The organism is Cognatilysobacter xinjiangensis, assembly GCF_014651995.1.
Lineage (GTDB): Bacteria > Pseudomonadota > Gammaproteobacteria > Xanthomonadales > Xanthomonadaceae > Cognatilysobacter > Cognatilysobacter xinjiangensis.
In genome coordinates this window covers 613,664-632,525 of sequence record NZ_BMXY01000001.1, presented here as the reverse complement: position 1 = coordinate 632,525, position 18,862 = coordinate 613,664, and the positions used below count along the sequence as shown (strand labels likewise).

General features: G+C 68.3%; 14 protein-coding genes. 4 read left to right on the top strand and 10 right to left on the bottom strand.

Going from position 1 to position 18,862, the window contains the following annotated elements:
- Window positions 1–16: 16 nt before the first annotated feature.
- On the bottom strand, window positions 17–691 hold the full coding sequence (fabR, locus tag IE066_RS02960) for an HTH-type transcriptional repressor FabR (RefSeq protein WP_189448766.1): 675 nt from the start codon (window positions 689–691) through the stop codon (window positions 17–19).
- 159 nt (window positions 692–850) lie between these two features.
- Here fabR and IE066_RS02955 point away from each other — a divergent pair, with 159 nt between their 5' ends.
- Both IE066_RS02955 and IE066_RS02950 read left to right on the top strand, forming a co-directional pair.
- A complete protein-coding gene (locus IE066_RS02955; protein ID WP_229790637.1) occupies window positions 851–1,879 on the top strand; it encodes a ferredoxin reductase in 1,029 nt (342 codons plus the stop codon).
- 14 nt (window positions 1,880–1,893) lie between these two features.
- Complete coding sequence (locus IE066_RS02950) at window positions 1,894–3,033, top strand: fatty acid desaturase family protein (RefSeq protein ID WP_189446858.1); 1,140 nt, start codon at window positions 1,894–1,896, stop codon at window positions 3,031–3,033.
- A 96-nt stretch (window positions 3,034–3,129) separates the two neighbouring features.
- Here the strand turns inward: IE066_RS02950 and xth are convergent, their stop codons facing one another.
- Genes xth through map form a run of 6 tightly spaced genes read right to left on the bottom strand, consistent with a single transcriptional unit; the run spans window position 3,130 to window position 10,140 of the window.
- A complete protein-coding gene (xth, locus tag IE066_RS02945) occupies window positions 3,130–4,224 on the bottom strand; it encodes an exodeoxyribonuclease III (protein WP_189446857.1) in 1,095 nt (364 codons plus the stop codon).
- Between the two features lie 40 nt (window positions 4,225–4,264).
- The gene (gene dapE / locus IE066_RS02940) at window positions 4,265–5,398 is read right to left on the bottom strand and encodes a succinyl-diaminopimelate desuccinylase (RefSeq protein WP_189446856.1); all 1,134 of its coding nucleotides are present in this window, start codon (window positions 5,396–5,398) and stop codon (window positions 4,265–4,267) included.
- A gap of 24 nt (window positions 5,399–5,422) precedes the next feature.
- Window positions 5,423–5,782 (bottom strand): Spx/MgsR family RNA polymerase-binding regulatory protein, encoded by a 360-nt coding sequence (locus tag IE066_RS02935; RefSeq protein ID WP_189446855.1) that lies wholly within the window; start codon window positions 5,780–5,782, stop codon window positions 5,423–5,425.
- A gap of 1 nt (window position 5,783) precedes the next feature.
- Complete coding sequence (gene dapD, locus IE066_RS02930) at window positions 5,784–6,701, bottom strand: 2,3,4,5-tetrahydropyridine-2,6-dicarboxylate N-succinyltransferase (RefSeq protein ID WP_189446854.1); 918 nt, start codon at window positions 6,699–6,701, stop codon at window positions 5,784–5,786.
- Entirely contained in the window at window positions 6,698–9,367 is a 2,670-nt protein-coding gene (gene glnD, locus IE066_RS02925) for a [protein-PII] uridylyltransferase (protein WP_189446853.1), read from the bottom strand. The genes dapD and glnD overlap by 4 nt, the downstream gene beginning before the upstream one ends.
- Complete coding sequence (map, locus tag IE066_RS02920) at window positions 9,364–10,140, bottom strand: type I methionyl aminopeptidase (protein ID WP_189446852.1); 777 nt, start codon at window positions 10,138–10,140, stop codon at window positions 9,364–9,366. Before map ends, glnD begins: the two co-directional genes overlap by 4 nt.
- 427 nt (window positions 10,141–10,567) lie before the next feature.
- Between map and rpsB the strand changes: the two genes are divergently transcribed.
- Window positions 10,568–11,395 carry a 30S ribosomal protein S2 gene (rpsB, locus tag IE066_RS02915; RefSeq protein WP_189446850.1) on the top strand — a complete coding sequence of 276 codons (828 nt, stop codon included), beginning with the start codon at window positions 10,568–10,570 and terminating at the stop codon, window positions 11,393–11,395.
- Between the two features lie 129 nt (window positions 11,396–11,524).
- Window positions 11,525–12,394 carry a translation elongation factor Ts gene (gene tsf, locus IE066_RS02910; protein ID WP_189446848.1) on the top strand — a complete coding sequence of 290 codons (870 nt, stop codon included), beginning with the start codon at window positions 11,525–11,527 and terminating at the stop codon, window positions 12,392–12,394.
- A gap of 72 nt (window positions 12,395–12,466) precedes the next feature.
- On the opposite strand, the gene IE066_RS02905 is transcribed toward tsf, so the two are convergent.
- The 3 genes from IE066_RS02905 to IE066_RS02895 all read right to left on the bottom strand — a co-directional run bounded on the left by IE066_RS02905 (window position 12,467) and on the right by IE066_RS02895 (window position 18,662).
- Complete coding sequence (locus tag IE066_RS02905; RefSeq protein WP_189446846.1) at window positions 12,467–14,032, bottom strand: tetratricopeptide repeat-containing sulfotransferase family protein; 1,566 nt, start codon at window positions 14,030–14,032, stop codon at window positions 12,467–12,469.
- Window positions 14,029–15,573: a sulfotransferase family protein gene (locus tag IE066_RS02900; RefSeq protein ID WP_189446844.1), complete on the bottom strand. Its 1,545-nt coding sequence runs from the start codon at window positions 15,571–15,573 to the stop codon at window positions 14,029–14,031. The genes IE066_RS02905 and IE066_RS02900 overlap by 4 nt, the downstream gene beginning before the upstream one ends.
- Before the next feature lie 80 nt (window positions 15,574–15,653).
- Window positions 15,654–18,662 (bottom strand): TonB-dependent receptor, encoded by a 3,009-nt coding sequence (locus IE066_RS02895; protein WP_189446842.1) that lies wholly within the window; start codon window positions 18,660–18,662, stop codon window positions 15,654–15,656.
- Between the last annotated feature and the right edge of the window lie 200 nt (window positions 18,663–18,862).

Sequence of the window (18,862 nt, the reverse complement as noted above, 5' to 3'; positions counted from 1 at the left end):
CGCCGCGACCCCCGGATCAGCCCTTCGACGCACGTGTGCCCACAGGATCGGCCGCCGACGCGGCAGCCGCGCGTGCGCCGAGGATGATCATCTGCACCATCGCCGAGATCTCGTCGACCAGGCGGGCGTCGCGGTCGGGCGGCAGGTCGAGTGCACTTGCGCCCATCGCGAACACCAGGCGCGTGATCGCCCGCGCGACCAGCCCCGGCTGCGCCAGTGGCGCGTTCTGCAGGGCGGCGAGGCGGACAAGATCCGCCTGCAGCTCCTCTTCGAAGAACCGCAGTTCGCGGTCCACCGCCTGCTTGAAGGCGTCCGAGCCCACGGTGCCCTCGCGCATCAGCACGTGCAGCAGGCGGTCGTCGGCGCGCAGCTGCGACATGAAGGTCTCGACCGAGGCTCGCACGACGCCGCGCGGCACGTTCGCGCGCAGACGGGCCTCGCGGATGATCGTGCGCAGCGACTGGCCGGCGCGGTCGATCAGCGCGACCTTGAGCTCGTCGATGTCGCGGAAGTGGCGATAGAAGCTGTTGGGCGCGATCCCCGCCTCGCGTGCCACCTCGCGCAGACTCAGGCTGGACACGCTGCGGTGCGGCCCGATCAGGCGCAGAGCCGCGTCCAGCAGGTCGTCGCGGGTGATGGCGATCCTGCGGGCCGGTGCCGGGTCGACGTCGGGGGCGGGGTCGGCAGTGATAGGGGCGGCGCCTGTCGGTGGCCCGGGATCATAGCCTGAACGCCGATATACACCTGTATAGACACGTGTATATGCGCCCGTACAATGGGCACCATGCCGATGTCTCCTCTGCCGGGCTCAAGTCCGGCCAGCCCGGTCCGCCGGGCCCTTCGCCGCGTCGTGGATCCCGCCGTCTTCGACTTCTGGGCCTCGCACCTCTCGCGCACGGCCGCTTGGGAGCGAACGCTCGCCCGCGTTGTCGCCAAGCGGCCCAACGGCGCGGGCAGCGTGACGCTGCTGCTGCGGCCCAACCGCCACTGGCAGGGCTGCGCCGCCGGCCAGCACGTCAACGTGACCGTCGAGATCGATGGCCGCCGCGTCACCCGTTCCTACAGCCCCACCGCGCCCTCCGCGGCGCGAGACCCGGTCGAAATCACCGTCAAGGCGATCGCGGGCGGACGCGTCAGCACACACCTGTGTCTCTCGACGCAGGTCGGCGACGTCGTCGAACTCGGCACGGCCTTTGGCGAAATGACATTGCCGGCTGCGTCCGCACAGGTTCTGCTGCTCGCCGCCGGCAGCGGCATTACGCCAATGATGGCGATGCTGCGCGAGTGGACCGCACGCGCTCGGCGCGCGCCGCTGACGCTGATGTACTGGGCGCGCACCCGCGACGAGCTCAGCTTCGTCGACGAGCTGCGCGCCGCTGCCGCGGCGCACGACGACCTCCGCGTGCGCTTCGTGCTGACGCGCGAATCCGCGGAGGCCGGCGACGAGCTCACCGGCCGCATCGACGAGTCTCAGGTCGCCGACGTCCTCGCCGGCGACATGCAGGCTTTCGCGTGCGGCCCGCACGGCTTCGTCGAGCGGGCACGCGCGCTGCTCGACGGGCGTGTCGATTCGTTCGTCGCCGAAGCCTTCACCGCGCCGCCGCTACCGGCTGTCGAAGGCGGCACCGTGCGCGTCGCGCTCGCGATGAGCGGACGCACGCTTCAGGTGCCGCGCGGCCAGCCGCTGCTGACCGCGCTGGAGGACGCCGGGCTGCAGCCGCGATCGGGCTGCCGCATGGGCATCTGCAACAGCTGCGCCTGCGGTAAGCGCTCCGGTGCGTCGCAGGACATCCGCACCGGCGACATCGACCGCGAGGCCGCGGCCTCGCTGCGCATCTGCGTGAACAGCGCGCTCGACGACCTCGTCCTCGATCTTTGAACACGGACCCCCGAATGCCCCGCAGCCGACATCTCACGCCCGCCGAACTCGACGCCTTCGGTGCCGAGCTCGACGCGCTCCGCGACGCGACCCGCGCCAGCCTCGGCCAGCGCGACGCCGACTACATCCGCCGCATCGTGCGCGCCGTGCGCTACACCGGCATCGCCGGTCGCGTAGTGCTGATGCTCGCGGCGGTCGGCACGGCGGTGGCGCCCACGTGGTCCATCGCGGCCTGGGTTATCGGCGTGCTGCTGCTCGGTTCGTCGAAGATCCTCGAGAACATGGAGCTGGGCCATAACGTCATCCACGGCCAGTACGACTGGATGGGCGACCCCACGCTCAACGGGCAGACCTACGAGTGGGACATCGTCGGCACCAGCGAGAACTGGCGGCAGACGCACAACCACGAGCATCACACGTGGACCAACGTGCGCGGCATGGACGACGACATCGGTTACGGGATGCTGCGCATCTTCCCCGAGCAGCGCTGGCGTCCGCTCTGCCTGCTGCAGCCGATCTCGGCGCTGCTGCTCGCGCTGTTCTTCCAGTGGGGCGTCGCGATCCAGGCGCACAAGGTGCCGCACTGGGTGCGTGGCCGCACGCCGACGCGCGAGTTCTTCGCCAGGCTGCGTCCGACGCTGCGCAAGGTAGGTCGCCAGCTCGGCAAGGACTACGTGCTGTTCCCGCTGCTGGCCGGGCCGTTCTTCCTGCCGGTTCTGCTGGGCAACCTCGCGGCCAACGGCCTTCGCAATCTCTGGACCTACACGATCATCTTCTGCGGGCACTTCACGGCGGACGCCGAGACGTTCCCGAAGTCCTCGGTCGTCAACGAGACGCGCGGCGGCTGGTACCTGCGCCAGGTGCGCGGCTCGTCGAACATCAAGGGCGGCAGGCTGCTCGACGTGATGTCCGGCAACCTGAGCCACCAGATCGAGCACCACCTGTTTCCCGATCTGCCGGCCAACCGCTATGCGGAGATGGGCGTCGAAGTGCGCCGCATCTGCGCGCGCTACGGCCAGCACTACAACACCGGCTCGCTGCCGAAGCAGTTCGGGCAGGTGGTCTGGCGCATCCTGCGACACTCGTTCCCGAGCCGGCCGTCGCAGCGCGGCGTCGCCGCCGGGAATGCGATCGGGGCGGCGCAGGGGGCCTGAGCGCCGCTGGTTTCGCGCCTGTCCCGGATCGACAGGCGCCGCGCGTTTCGTTCGTGCGTGCGCGAGCCAGCAGCTTTCTCGGCGGACGCTGCCCGCCTAAGGCTTCTTCGGTGATCCGCTTCGGCGAGCCCCGGCAGCAGTGGTCTTCGCGACGGCCGCGCCCGCGCGAGGCGCCTTTTTCGCGGTCTTCGTGGTCGCCGTCTTTCGTACCGGCGACTTCTTCGCGGCCGTCTTTCCGGAGACCGATCCGGGAACCACGCGCTTTGCGGCAGCCGCAGGAGACGTGCCGGCCTGCTTCCTGGCCGCGTTCGTCGACGCGCTCGACCTCTTCGCACCCGTCTTCGTCGCCGTCGCCAGTTCGGTCGGAGCCTTCGTCGACGCACTGCGTTTGGGCTTCGCTCCCCCCGCGCTGTCCAGCAGCACCCACGTGGGCGCGTGGTCGCTCGCGCCTGGCTGGCCGCGCACCCAGCGATCGACGCCCGCGTCGCGCAGCATCGGCGCGAGCTGAGGGCTCAGCAGCAGGTGGTCGATGCGCAGGCCCGCGTCGCGTTCCCAGTGGCGACGGAAGTAGTCCCAGAAGGTGAAGATCTTCGCGTCCCCGTGCACCTGCCGGATCGAATCGGTCCAGCCCTGCTCCAGCAGCGCGAAGTAGGCCTCTCGGCTTTCGGGCTGCAACAGCGCATCGGTGCGCCAGGACTTCGGGTCGTAGATGTCGAGCTCGTCGGTCGGCACGACGTTGAAGTCGCCGCAGAGCACGGTGGGCACGCCGTCCTTCAACAGGCGCGCCGCATGGCGATGCAACTGCGCGAACCAGGCGAGCTTGTAGTCGAACTTCGGCCCGGGCCACGGATTGCCGTTGGGCAGGTACAGGCAGGCCACGCGCAGCCCGTTCACGTCGGCCTCGAGGTAACGGCTCTGCGACGGGTCGGGATCGCCAGGCAGGCCGCGCCGGCGTTCCTCGGGCTGCGCGCCACGCGCGAGGATGGCAACGCCGTTCCACGACTTCTGCCCGTGCCAGATCGCGCCGTAACCGAGCGCCTCGACGGCGCGCTGCGGAAACGCCTCGTCCGGCGCCTTCAGTTCCTGCAGGCAGGCGACGTCGGGCTGCTCGCGCTGCAGCCACGCCAGCAGCGCGTCCTGCCGCGCGCGGACGCCGTTGATGTTGAACGTCGCGATCTTCAACCGGGCCATGCGCGCGATGCTAGGTGCGTCGCGTGCAGGGCCGGTGAGGTCAGGCCAGCAGGCGGCGCATCAACTCGAAATAGAGATCCGGCAACCGCTCGAGGTCGTCGACGGTGACGTGCTCATCGACCTTGTGGATCGTCGCGTTCACCGGCCCGATCTCGACGCAGTGCGCGCCCAGCGGTGCGATGAAGCGGGCATCGGACGTACCGCCGCCCGTGCTCTCCTCCGGCGCCGCGCCCGCGAACGCGGTCAGCACCTCGCGACAGACGCGGCGCAGCTCGCCGTCCGGCGTGTAGAAGGGCTCGCCACTGCGGTGCCAGTCGAGGGTGTAGTCGCGGCAGTGCGCGCCGATGATCGCCTCGCACTCGGCTTCGAGCTTCGCCGCGTTCCAGTGCGGGTTGTAGCGCAGGTTGAACAGCACCTGGAGCTCGCCCGGGATGACGTTGTTCGCGCCGGTGCCGGCGAGGATGTTGCTGACCTGCAGGCTGGTCGGCGGAAACGTCTCGTAGCCCTCGTCCCAGCGACGCGCGGCGAGTTCGGCGAGCGCGGGCATCGCCTCGTGCACGGGGTTGCGCGCCTTCTCCGGATAAGCCACGTGGCCCTGAATGCCTCGCACGGTGAGCGTGGCGGACAGCGAGCCGCGGCGGCCGACGCGCAGCAGGTCGCCGAGCTTCGCCGTCGACGACGGCTCGCCGGTGATGCACCAGTCGATGCGCTCGCCGCGTTCGCGGAACAGCTCGGCGACCTTGCGCACCCCATCGAGCGCGACACCCTCCTCGTCCGAAGTCAGCAGCAACGCCACGCGGCCGCGATGGGCGGGATATTCCTTCGCGAAACGTTCCAGCGCCACGACGAAGGCCGCGACGCTGCCCTTCATGTCGGCCGCGCCGCGGCCATACAGGCGTCCGTCGCGGATGTCGGGCTTGAACGGATCACTGGTCCAGCTCTCGATCGGACCGGGCGGTACGACATCGGTATGGCCGAGCAGCACCAGCGTCGGGCCTTCGCTTTCGCCGACGTGCACGGCCCACAGGTTGTCGACGTCGCCGAAGGGCAGCGACTCGCATCGCAGGCCGGCCGCTTCCAGCCGCGCCGCGATAAGCGCCTGGCAGCCGGCGTCGTCCGGCGTGAGCGAGCGCTGCTCGATCAGCGCACGGGTGAGATCCAGGACGTCGCTCATGCCTACCTCCCTCGCCGCCTGCGCTCAGCCGATGCCGAAGCGCTTCTTGAAGCCGTTGTCGGAAAAGCCCTGCGTCACCGTGCCGTCGTCGGTCACGACCACCGGGCGGCGAATCAGCTGCGGATACTCGCGCAGCAGCAGCTTCCACTCGGCATCGGATTCCGGCGTCTTGCGTGCGGGCGGCAGGCCGCGCCACGTCGTCGACGACTTGTTGACCATCGCCTCCCAGCCACCGAGCTTCTCCTTCCACTCGACGAGCGTCTCGGGCGACTGCCGCACGTCGCGGTAGTCGACGAAGTCGTGCGCGATGTCGAAGCGCTTGAGCCAGTTGCGCGCCTTCCTGCAGGTATCGCAGTTGGCGAGGCCGTAAAGCGTGGTCGCCATGTCAGTCCGCCAGCCCGCGCAGCAGGTCGTTGATCGAGGTCTTGCCGCGCGTCTTCTCGTCGACTTGCTTGACAATCACTGCGCAGTACAGCGAATGGCTGCCGTCGGCGGCGGGCAGCTGGCCCGACACCACGACGCTGCCCGGCGGCACGTAGCCGTAGCTGATCTCGCCGGTCATGCGGTTGTAGATCCGCGTGCTCTGCCCGAGAAACACGCCCATGCCGATCACCGAGTGGTGGCCGACGATCACGCCTTCCACGACTTCCGAGCGCGCGCCGATGAAGCAATGATCCTCGATGATCGTCGGCGTGGCCTGCAGCGGCTCCAGCACGCCGCCGATGCCTGCACCGCCCGAGAGATGGCAGTGCTTGCCGATCTGCGCGCACGAACCGACCGTCGCCCAGGTGTCGACCATCGTGCCCTCGCCGACGTACGCGCCGATATTGACGAAGCTCGGCATCAGCACGACGTCCTTGGCTATATGGCAGCCGCGACGCGCGATCGCGCCCGGCACGACGCGCACGCCGGCCTTGCGGAACTGCGACTCGTCGAAGTCCTGGAAGCGCGCAGGCACCTTGTCCCAGAACGGCGCGGGCGCACCATCGATCACTTCCATGTCCTGTGTGCGGAAGTACAGCAGAACGGCCTTCTTCAGCCACTCGTTGACCTTCCAGCCGCCCTTGCCATCGGGCTCGGCCACGCGGTATTCGCCGGATTCGATGCGGTCGATGACGAGGTTGACCAGCGGGCGCGTCGAACCGTCGATCTCGTCGAGCGTCAGCATCGTGCGACGCTCCCAGGCGCTGTCGATGCCGAACTTCAGCTCCTCGACACCCGGCCCCTTCGGTACGGCCTTGCGGCGGGCGGTCTTCTTCGCGACGGACTTCTTCGCGGTGGTCTTCTTGGCCGGTGGGCTCATGGACAATCTCCTTCGAAGCAGGCGAGCAGCGCCGTGCGCAGCGCCTCCTGGTGGGGTTCGTCGAGCGGACGGTCGGTTCCGTCGGCGTCGACGCGGGTGATCTGGAACACGTCCTCGGCGCGCTCGCCGAAGGTGGCGACGCGCGCGTCGTGCACGCGCAGCCCCTGCTCGCGCAGCACCAGCGCGACGTCGGCCAGCAGGCCGGGGCGGTCGGTGCAGACGAGGCTCAGCATCGTGCGAGGCGGCGAATCCAGCCGGTCGAAGCCGACCTGCGGCGCGATGCGGAAATGCCTGAGGTGGCGCGGCTGCGTGCGGCGTGCGGGACGCAGCGCGTCGAGCGGCCCGGCGAGCACGGCCTCGAGCCGCTGCGTGACGTCCTGCGGCGCCGGTGGGTGGCGCGCGTCGGCAGGCACCACCTGGAAGCTGTCGAACACCCGCGCTGCGGGGCCGTCGAGGACGCGCGCCTGCGCGATGGTCAGGCCGAGGCGGTCGAGCGTGATCACGATCGCGGCGAACAGGCCGTCGCGGTCGGGCGAGTGCACGAAGACCTCCAGGGCGCGCGCGTCGGCCAGCGCGCGCACGGCCACGCAGGTATCGCGATCGCCGAGGCCCATAAGCGCCTGTGCCTGCCAAGCGATCTGGTCGGGCCGCCCGCGCTGGAAACCGATCGCCGGCATGCGCGCGAGCGTCGCGTCGATCGCGGCATCATCGACCCCTGCTTCGCACAGCAGGCGCGCAGCGGTCGCGCGCGTTTCGCCGGCACGCTCGTCAGCTTCGAGCGGATGTTCCAGCCCGCGGCGCAGCGCGAGCCGCGTGGACGTGTAGAGATCGGCAAGCAGCCGGTCCTTCCATGCGTTCCACAGCTTGGGCGAGGTACCGGCGATGTCGGCGCAGGTCAGCAGGTAGAGCAGTTCGAGCCGTTCGCGGTCGCCGACCTTCTGCGCGAATGCATGAATGACCTCGGGATCGGCGATGTCCTGCTTCTGCGCCGTCATCGACATCAGAAGGTGCTGCGCCACCAGCCATTCGACGGTGGCGACGTCGCCGACCGGCAACGCCATCGCCTGGCCGAAGGCGCGCGCGTCCACCGCGCCGAGCTGCGAGTGATCGCCGCCACGGCCCTTGGCGATGTCGTGGAACAGCGCGGCCAGCAGCAGGAGCTCGGGCTTGCGAAGGCGCGGCCATACGTCTTGCGCGAGCGAGAAGCGTTCGTCGCCGCCACGCGCGAACGCGGCGATGTTGGCGAGCACCGCCAGCGTGTGCTGGTCGACCGTGTAGACGTGGAACAGGTCGAACTGCATGCGCCCGGAGACGTTGGCGAACGCCGGGATCCAGCGGCCCAGGATCCCCAGGCGCGCCATGCGCGTGAGCGTCTGCACGGGTTGGCGGCCACGCAGCAATGCCATGAAGGCTGCGCGCGCCTCCGTCGTCGCATTCCCATACGCGGGCATGCGTTCGAGGAACTCGGCCAGCGCCCGGGCGGTATGCGAGTGCAGGCCGCGGATGGCGCCCTGGGCGTCGCCCTCCGGGTACGCCGCCCACGCGGCGAACAACGCGAACACATCGGATGCGTCCCGGGGCCAGTCGCTCGACACCGCGGCGAGGTAGCCGCGACGCAGGCAGAAATCGCCGTCCAACGGTTCCGGCGTGGCCTCGCCTTCGAGCTGTTCCTCGAAGCGCTGCAGCAGCCGCTCGCCCACGCGCTGCACCAAGCCGGCGCTGCGGTAGAAGGCCTGCATCATCTGTTCGACGGCGAGCGCGCCCGGCGTATCGACATAGCCCAGGCGCGCGGCCAGCGCCTTCTGGTGATCGAAGCGCAGGCGCTCCTCGCGACGCGCGGCGACCAGATGCAGTCCATAGCGCAGGCGCGCCAGCACGTCCTGCTGGCGCTGCAGCGTGGCGTGCTCGTCGTTGCCGAGCTGCCCGAGCGTGGTCAGCGAGTCGAGGTCGCCCGTGTGCAGCACGCGCAGCGCCATCCAGCGCAATGTCTGCAGGTCGCGCAGGCCGCCCGGGCCTTCCTTGAGGTTGGGCTCGAGGTTGTCGGCGGTGTCGCCGAACCGCGCATGGCGCTCGCGCAACTCCTGGCGCTTGGCGGCGAAGAAGGCCGCCGGCGGCCACACCTCGGATTCGTCGATGGCATCGAGAAGGCGCTCCGACGCGGAAGGCACGGCGGCGAGGGCGCGCGCTTCGAGCATCGCGGTGAGCACGGTGATGTTCCCGGCGGCGCTGCCCCGGCACTGCGCGGTCGAACGCACGGCATGGCCCACGGGCAGGCCGGCATCCCAGAGCAGCGTCACGAAGCGCGCGATTTCCGGCGCGGCGTCGGGCTGCGCGGCCTCGTCCAGCAGCACCAGAAGGTCGACGTCGGACTGCGGGTAGAGCTCGCCGCGGCCGTAGCCGCCGACGGCGAACAGCGCCGGCACCTCGCCACCGTCGCCACCCTGTCCCAGTGTCCGCGCCCATGCAGAGCGCACGACGTCGTCGACCGCCGACGCGCGACGCGCGAGCAGCGGCCTGACGTCGACCCCGGGGCCGCCGGCATCGAAGGTCGCCGCATCGCGCGCGGCGGTCGACGCCAGCCACGCGCGCGCCGCCGCGATCCACGCGGCGTCGGGAGCCTCATCGGGAACGGGCCACGCGGCGTCGAGGGCCGCGGCGCCGCTCATAGGTCGTTGTCGTCGCCCGGCACGCGGGTGAGGATGTCCACGCCGTCCTCGGTGACCGCGACGGTGTGCTCCCACTGCGCCGAGAGCTTGCGGTCCTTGGTCACCACGGTCCAGCCGTCCGGCAGCACCTTCGTGTGGCGCGTGCCCTCGTTGATCATCGGCTCGATGGTGAAGGTCATGCCCGGCTTCAGCACCAGGCCCTCGCCCGGCTTGCCGTAGTGCAGCACCTGCGGATCCTCGTGGTAGATCTTGCCGATGCCGTGGCCGCAGTACTCGCGCACCACGCTGAAACGCTCGGATTCCGCGTACGTCTGGATCGCGTGGCCGATGTCGCCCAGCGTCGCGCCCGGCTTGACCGTGCGGATGCCGCGGAACATCGCCTCGCGCGTCACGTCGACCAGGCGCTTGGCCATTACCGACGGCGTGCCGACGAAGTACATGCGGCTCGTATCGCCATGCCAGCCGTCCTTGATGACGGTCACGTCGATGTTGACGATGTCGCCGTCCTTCAGGACCTTGCCGGGGCTCGGGATGCCGTGGCAGATCACGTTGTTGACGGACGTGCACACCGTCTTCGGAAAGCCCTTGTAGCCGACGTTGGCCGGGATCGCGCCCTGCACCTTGACGATGTGATCGTGGCAGATGCGATCGAGTTCCTCGGTCGTTACGCCCGGTTTGACGTGCGGAGCGACGACCTGCAGCACCTCGGCGGCCAGTCGGCCGGCGATGCGCATCTTCTCGATGTCTTCGGGGGTCTTGAGCGTGATCGGCATCGCGACATTATGCCGCGCCGGGCCCGACCTAGCCGCACCCGTGGCGTAACCGTCCGCGCTGCGGCATGCGACATCACCTTTCCTGACGGGTCGAATCACTTGCCATCGCGGCGGTATCCCCACGCGATGTGCCGCAGCCTGCCCGGGCCACCCGGGGCCGTTCGGCACCGCCGGTTGCCCGAAGTCCCTGTCCCGGTTAGACTTTTCCGGCTCCGCAGCCCACCGCGAGCCGCCCACGCCGGGCGCAGGGCACCGCCAGCCGCGGTTCCCCGGCGAATACACACCTGTCGCCACCGTCGATGCCGGGGTGCCCTTCGGGGTTCGGACATCGGACGCGGCAGGGAGGCCCAACCCCGGAATCCATGCCCGCCACGCGGGCGGCCGCTCCATTTCCCGCGGCCGGATTCCACCGCCTGGAGTTATCGCAATGCCCCAGATCACCATGCGCCAGATGCTGGAAGCCGGCGTCCATTTCGGCCACCAGACCCGCTACTGGAACCCGAAGATGGGCCCGTACATCTTCGGCGCCCGCGGCAAGATCCACATCATCAACCTCGAGAAGACCGTTCCGCTCTTCAACGACGCGATGAACTTCCTCTCGGGCGTCGCGCAGCGTCGCGGCATGATCCTGTTCCTCGGCACCAAGCGCTCGGCGCGCGAGGCGATCAAGGAAGCGGCCGAGCTGTGCGGCATGCCGTACATGAACCAGCGTTGGCTGGGCGGCACGCTGACCAACTTCCGCACGGTCAAGCAGTCGGTGCAGCGCCTGAAGGAGCTCGAGGCCGCCGAGACCGACGGCACGTTCCAGAAGCTGGTCAAGCACGAAGTGCTGGGCCTGCGCCGCGAGCGCGACAAGCTGGAAGCCTCGCTGGGCGGCATCAAGGAGATGAACCGCCTGCCCGACGCGATCTTCGTGATCGACATCGGCCATGAGGACATCGCGATCAAGGAAGCCAAGAAGCTCGGCATCCCGGTCGTCGCCGTCGTCGACACCAACTACGACCCGGAGCTGGTCGACTACGCGATCCCGGGCAACGACGACGCCATCCGCGCCGTGCAGCTGTACGCCCGTGCCGCCGCCGAAGCCGTGCTGGAGGGCAAGGCTGCCGCGCCGCAGGCCGCGTCGGTCCGCGAAGAAGACTTCGCGAACGCCGAGGGCGGCGAAGGCGCCGAGGACCGCAAGGGTCCGCGCCGCGCGCCGGCCAAGAAGGGCGCCCCGCGCAAGGCCGACGCTCCGGCCCCGGCCGCCGAGTAAGCGGTTCCACCCGGCGGCCACGGAATCCGTGGCCGCCGCGGTCAAGAGTTTCGCGTGACAGCCGCCGTCGGCGCCTGCACGTCGTCCCGCCCAGCGGGACATCCTCCCCATACGAATGAGGCTACGCCCATGGCAGAGATCACTGCTTCCCAGGTGAAGGAACTGCGCGAGCGCACCGGCGCCGGCATGATGGAGTGCAAGAAGGCACTCACCGAGAACAACGGCGACATCGAGGCGGCGGCCGACTGGCTGCGCAAGACCGGTCTCGCCAAGGCCGACAAGAAGGCCAGCCGCATCGCCGCCGAGGGCCGCATCGTCGCCGCCCAGGGCGAAGGCTCCGCGGTGCTGGTCGAGGTGAACTCGGAGACCGACTTCGTCGCCAAGGACACCAACTTCCTGAACTTCGTCGAGACCGTCGGCCAGGCCGCGCTCGCCGCGCAGGACGTCGAGGCGCTCAAGGCGACCAAGCTCGCGTCCGGCGAGACCGTCGAGGAAGCCCGCGCCGCCGTCATCGCCAAGGTCGGCGAGAACGTGCAGGTCCGTCGCCTCGCCCGCATCGACAGCGCGAACACCCTCGCCGCCTACGTCCACGGCGGTCGCATCGGCGTGATCGTCGAGCTCAAGGGCGGCAACGCCGAGCTGGCCCGCGGCCTCGCGATGCACGTCGCCGCAATGAACCCGCCGTACATCTCGCCGGCGCACGTCCCGGCCGATTTCGTGGCGAAGGAAAAGGAAATCGCGCTGGCCCAGGTGAAGGACACCGGCAAGCCGCAGGAAATCCTCGAGAAGATGATCTCGGGCAAGGTCAACAAGACCGTCAACGAGATGTGCCTCACCGGCCAGGCCTACGTGCTCGACACCAACAGCACCGTCGAGCAGGCGCTGAAGTCCGCAGGCGCCGAAGTGGTCAACTTCGTCCGCCTCGCCGTCGGCGAAGGCATCGAGAAGCAGACCGACGACTTCGCGGCGGAAGTGATGAAGCAGGCCGGTCTGGCCTGATCCATCCGAAAGCGAAACGGAAAGGCCGCGAGAGATCGCGGCCTTTTTCGCTTCGGGGTCGCGCCTGCCGCGTCAGGACATGCGCAGCGCGTCGATCAACGGCTGCAGCTGCGCCGCGTACGGCGCCCATTTGGGCACGTCGCGTTTCTGGATCCCCTGCCTCACCTGCACCGCGCTCGCGGTCGCCACGCCACGTCGCGCCGCCCGCGTATCGAGCATCGCGGGATCGAAGTCGATGCCGCAGAACGCGGCGACCTCGCGAAGCACCGGTTCCGGATCGCCGGTGAGGCGTGCGTAGTCGACATCGAGGATCCGGCCCGGCAGCGTGGCATGCCAGTGCGTCATCAGCCGGCGGTACTGGCGGTGGTAATGCGCGAGCTCGCCGAGGTCGTAGGAGTAGGCGTTCGCGTCGGAGAACAGCTCGCGCAGATTGGAGAAGCAGGTCTCCACGGGGTCGCGCACCATGTGCAGGATCTTCGCCTGCGGCAGCGCGCGCGCGATGTAGCCGACGTTGAGGAAGTTCGAGGGCAGCTTGTCCGTGAAGAAGCGCTCGCTGCCAAGGCGCCAGCGCATGCGGTCGAGATAACGGCGGCCCACCTCGCCGAATTCGACGCCCGATGCGCGGTCGACGATGCCCGCGTCGATCACCCCACGGCAGTGGTGATCCGTCGCGTGGCGCATCGCGCTGGTGAAGTCGTAGAGCTCGCCGACGCCGTGAACCTCCGGATGCGCCGCCAGCAGTTGTTCCAGCAACGTCGTGCCCGAACGATGCATGCCGACGATGAAGACCGGTATCGGATCGACGTTCGCGTTGTCCGGTGCGTCGTACGCCGGCAGCAACCGGATCAGCCGGTCGACGACCACGTCGGTCTGCCGAGCGGCGTAATCGAGTGTCGACCGCTTGGCGCGGCAGCCGAGTTCCAGCGCCTGCCAGGCCTGCTCATGGCGCCCGAGCCGATCGAGCTCGGCATGCAGGGCGAACGCGAGCATCGCGACGTCGTCGGGCTTGAGGTTCGGACGCTGCAGCGACGCGATCATCGTGCGCGCGAAACGGTCGTCCACCGATTTGCGGCCGAGATTGGATCGCAGCCAGCAGAGCTTCGGAAGGCCCGGCGTACGCTTCTCGCAGCGGTCGAGGTCGGCATGCGCCTCGTCGAAGCGGCCGAGATACGTCAGTACCTGCGCGCGCGACAGCAGCGTCGGCGGAAAATCCGGATCGGCACGGCGGGCCTCGTCGAGGAAGACGACGGCTCGCTCGGGCAGGTTGAGGTAGCTCAGCTGCGCGGCGAAGGCCAACAGCAGCGGGATTTCGACATCGCGCAGCGGCGGCAGGCGCTCGACGCATTCCAGCAGCGCCTCGCCCTCGTTGAACGTGCGCAACCTGGCGATCAGCTCCTTGACCACCGCCGGCTGGCGCGGCTTCGTCGCATGCGCCTGCAACGCGAAGTCGCGCGCACGACGGTAATTGCCGGCCAGCGAATGCATGTAGGACAACTGCAGCAGCACGTCCGCGTCGCCGGGCGCGGACTCGCGCAAGCGCTCGAACGCCGCGATCGCACCGGGGAAGTCGCGCGCTTCAGCGCAGGCTTCGGCCTGTCGGCGGATTGCCGTGCGATCGATCGGCGCCGGCGCGCTCATGGGACCACCCCCAGCTCGACGAAGCGCTGCTGCAGCGGCTCGAGGAACGGCGCGTACGCTTCCCAGGCGCCGACGCCCCGGGTATGCACCGCCTCGCGGACCTGCGATGCGCTCGCGGTCGAAACCGGAGCGGCATTGCGCTCGATGCGCTCGCAGCCCTCCTCGTAACCGAGCCCGCAGAAGCCGAGCACGCGCTCGGCCATCGCACGCGGATCCGCCACGAGGCTCTCGTACTGCACCGTCATGAAACGGCCCGGCAGCGCCACCTCGAACGCCGAACGCATGTGGTCGAACCAGTCGTAGTGCTCGGCCAGCGTGTCGAGCGAATAACTGTAGGGATATGCGTCTCCTTCGAACAGCTCGCGCAGGTTCGAGAAGCACGCATCCATCGGGCCGCGACGCAGGCACAGGATGCGCGCCTCCGGCAATGCACGCGCGATCAGGCCGGCATAGAGGAAATTCGCGGGGTTCTTGTCGACGACGATGCGGCCGTCGACGGCGTGGCGTTGCGCGGCGCGGCGATACATCGTCGCGAGCTGCTCCAATGCGCGGGGCTCCGGCGGCGTTCGCGTGGTCGAAGGTAACGGCAGGAACGCATCCATCTGCTGGCAGAGCGCGGTATGGAACGAGTTCAACTCGCCTGCGGCGTACACGCGGCTGTGGTTCCCGACGATGCGTTCCAGTACCGTCGTGCCGCTGCGCGGCAGGCCCACGATGAACACGAGGCCCGCTTCGCGTTCCGTCGGAGGCTCGACCCGATCGACATGGAACGTCCCGGCACGGCCGCGTGGGCCCACACCACTGGCATGCATGCGTGAACGCGCCGCAGCGGCACCGCGCGCCAGCCACGTCCAGGCGATGCCGAAGCGGCCCGCATGTTCGTTCTCGCGGTACAGCGCGTAACAGAGATCGGCCATTGCCGAGGCATCGGTCCGCCGGTGACCGACCGCCGCCTCGATCCGCGGCACCCGGCCGAGGCCCGCGGGGCGGTGATACGCGAGCGACCAGTGCGCCGGCGAGAAATCAGGATCGATGCCGATGGCGCGCTCGAACGCGGCTTCCGCCGCATCGGCCTCGCCGAGGTTGCGCGACGCGAGCCCGGCGATGTAGGCCAGCCGCGGATCCGGCTGCAGGTGCGGCTGCGCGGCTTGGCACAGGCGCCGCGCCGCCGCATCGTCGCCCGCGAGCATCAGGTGCTGGGCGAGGACCGGCGACTGCCGCAACACATCCTTCGACGTCCAGTCCGCCGCGGTGATGAGTTCGCGCACGGCGAGCCACTCGTCGAAGTCGAGCAGTCTCATGGTGACGTGCGAGAGCCGGGCCAGTGCCCCGGTCCGCATGACCGCGGTCGCCGCCTGCGTGACCGCGAAGTGCGATGCGCGGTAATGGCCGAGCTGCGTCTCGATCTGCGCGAGGTACTCCCAGGCCGGGGCGTGGTCCGGCGCGGACTGGACGAGCGACAGACAGGCGATTCGCGCCGCTTCGGAATTTCCGGCGGCGTCGTACTCGCGTACGCGCCTCCATTGACGCTCGACGTGCATGTCGCCCTCCCCCGGCCATCCTAGCGCGAAAAAAAAGACGGCCACCTTTCGGTGGCCGCCAAGACTCACGTTTGGAGATATCAGAAGTCGTACTGGACCATGAAGCGGACCGAACGCGGCGCCTGGAACGAGGCCGGCATCAGGTAGGTCTCGAGGTCCGCACCGGTCGAGCCATCTTCAGCAATCTCGCTGACGCTCGTGACCTTCTGGCTGTTGAGCAGGTTGAACACGTCGACCTTGAATTGCAGGCCCTTCGCGAACGCGGGACGGTAAGCGATATTAAGATCGACGTTCGTCGTCCACGGCAGGCGGCCGGCGGTACCACGCGGCACCGGCTTGTTGTCGCAGCGCATGAAAGCCGCACCATACGGATGCAGAGCGCCACTGGGGAGCGTCAGCGTACCGAGGCAGTTCAGCGGACGGCCCGACTGCACCAGCAGGTTGGCACCCATCGACCACTCGTCCGAGAACTCGTAGTTGCCGAACACCTTGAGGCTGTGGCGACGGTCGTTCGGCAGGAAGCCGTACGTGTCGACGGTCAGCTCGTAGTAGTCGAAGTCCTGCGTGACGCTGGTATCGCGCTGGCCGATGTCCGACTTCACGCCGCCTTCGGTGTTGCCCTTGCTCTGCGCCCACGTGTACGAGGCCTGCAGGAAGAACTTGTCGTAGGTGACGTCGGTGAACAGCTCGAGCGCCTTGTAGGTGCGCTTGGCCTTCGGCGCAAGACGGCTACCCGGCACCGTCGTGCTCTCGAGCACGCCGTCGTCGAAGAAGTCGGTCAGGAAGATCGCGTCGGCACCCGGGTTGAACATGCGGCAGTACGGGAAGCCGCCACCCGGCAGCACGGCCGCGCGACCGTCACGTTCGAAGTTCTCGTCGAAGCCGGCGGCCTCGAGGATCGCCGCGTAATCACAGTTGTCGTCGATCGCCGTCTTCAGGTTGCGGTAGATACCGCGCGCACCGACGTTGAAGTGCTCGTTGAGCGCCTTCTGGAAGCCCAGGATGAACTCGTCCTGGTACATGGGCTCAAGGTTGCTGCTCGCGATCGTCGCCGGGTTCTTCGGTTCGCCGAATTCGCCGTTGACGTACTGGAGGCGGCCCGTCGAGCCCGTCCGGGGGACGATGCCCAGCGGGGCGCCCGTAACCGGGTCAACACCTGTGAACGTGAACTGCTGGCGCGTGAACAGCGAGGCGCTTGCGCCTCGGACCGCGACGCTCGGCGTCAGCGGCAGCGCGTAGCGACCCGCGTTGCCGTAAACCTTGAAAGTCGAGTCGCCGTTGACGTCCCACGAGAAGCCCAAGCGCGGGCCGAACTGGTTCTTGACCTTGACGTAGGTCTCGTCGAAACCGTTGAGGTTCTCGAACGTATCCCAGCGTAGGCCGATCTGGGCGATGAAATTGTCGGTGATCTTCCAGCTGTCCTGCACGTAGTAGGCGTGCTGCTTGACCTTGACGGTCGTGCCCTGGTTGACGATCTGCTCGCGAACGATATCGAACTCGTCGCCGCTGTTCGGGGTGCCGTTGGGATCGACTACCGCGTAGCGCCACACGCGACCACCTTCGTTAGAGGTGCCTGCGACAGACTCGTAGTTGTCGACGTCAAGACCGAAACGGATCTGATGGTCGCCCAGCTGCCAGTCGGCATCGACGCGGAACTGGTCACGCGTATCCTCCGCATCGCCGCGCTCGATCGCGCCGCCCGTGATGTTGCAGGTACTCACGTACTTGCCCGTCAGATCCTGGCGGTACTTGGGGCGCGCATCCGTGATGATCGGGCAGCCGGTCGCCGGTACTGCCAGATTGCCGCCGTAGCTAACGTCAGCGCCGGTCGCGGTACGCAGGTGCTGCGCACGTGAGAACGTGCCATGACCGTACAGAGCCGAGAGGGTGAAGTTGTCGGTGAAATAGCCGGTGTAACGAAGGATGTGGTTCTGACCGCCCTCCTCCAGGAAGTTCGTGCCGATATACGTGCCGGCTTCCGTGTAGGAGTCGATCTCGCGTTCACGCTTGTCGTTGAACGACGTGAACTCGAGCAGGTTGGAATCGTTGATGTTCCAGTCGAGCTTGACGAGGTAGGTCGGCCACTTCGCGGATTCGCTGGTGCCGCCGCCCACGATCTCGTTGTTGGAAACGTCTTCGGAGGTCTTGTTGTACTGAATCAGGCCGTAGGCGAAGAGCTTGTCCTGCACCAGCGCGCCGCTCGCCCAGACCGATGCGGTCGCCGAGGACTCTTCTTCCGTCGAGTTGTCCGAGCGCAGAACGCCGTTGGTCTGGTAGATGTCGCGCGGATGCGCGCTGAGGCTCGACGGCGTATAGAAAACGTTGCCGCCGGCGTGGAACTCGTTGGTACCGCGCTTGGTGACCTGGTTGATCACGCCACCCAGCGAACGGCCGAACTCGGCGCCGTAGCCACCGGTCTTGACCTGCTGCTCGGCGATCGCCTCGAACGGCACTTGCGAGAAGTTCAGGCCGCGGAACGAGTTGGTGATGTTGAAGCCGTTGACGTAGTACTGGTTCTCGGCGACGGACGAACCACCGAACGACGCCAGGTTGCCGAAGGCCGCGTCGCCGCGGACGGTACCCGGCGCCAGCAGGGCGACGGCGGTGGTGTCGCGCGGCACCGGGATGCGCGCGATCTGCTCGGAGGTGAGGATCGTGGTCGATTCGACGGACGAGACGTCGATCGGGTTGACGGCGCGGACGCCGCGGACGCGAACGGTATCGAGCGAGTTCGAATCGGCGGTGACGTCGCCGCCGCCCGCGGGCGCGGCGAAGTCGATCGACGTACCGACGCCGGCATTGACGACCACGTCGCGGACGCGCGTGCCGCCACTGGCGTCACGGACCGTCACACGATAGTTGCCGGGCTGCAGGGCGGGGATGCGGAACGCGCCGTCGGCCGGGACGGCAACCTCGCGGCGGAAGCCGGTGGCCGGGTTCTCGACGACCACGGTCGAGCCAGCGGCTGCCTGTCCGAAGACATTACCGGACGCGCTCTGCGCGAGGACCGGACCGGTGAAGCACATGCCGAGCGCGACGGTGAGTGCGCTGCGACGGAACACCTGCTGCATCTGCTGTCTCTTTGCCACGAATCGTCCCCTTTCCTTTGGATAACGCCGGACGGCGATCACACGGAACATGACTTTTGTCATCACGCAACGTCAACGATTAACGAACGATTTATGTATTTTTGTGATGCATATCACTATTTAACGACCCCTTACACTTGCGCTTTCAGAACCATTTTGCGCACCGCACAAAAGTCGCGGTCGGGGCGGGTCGCCGTTTT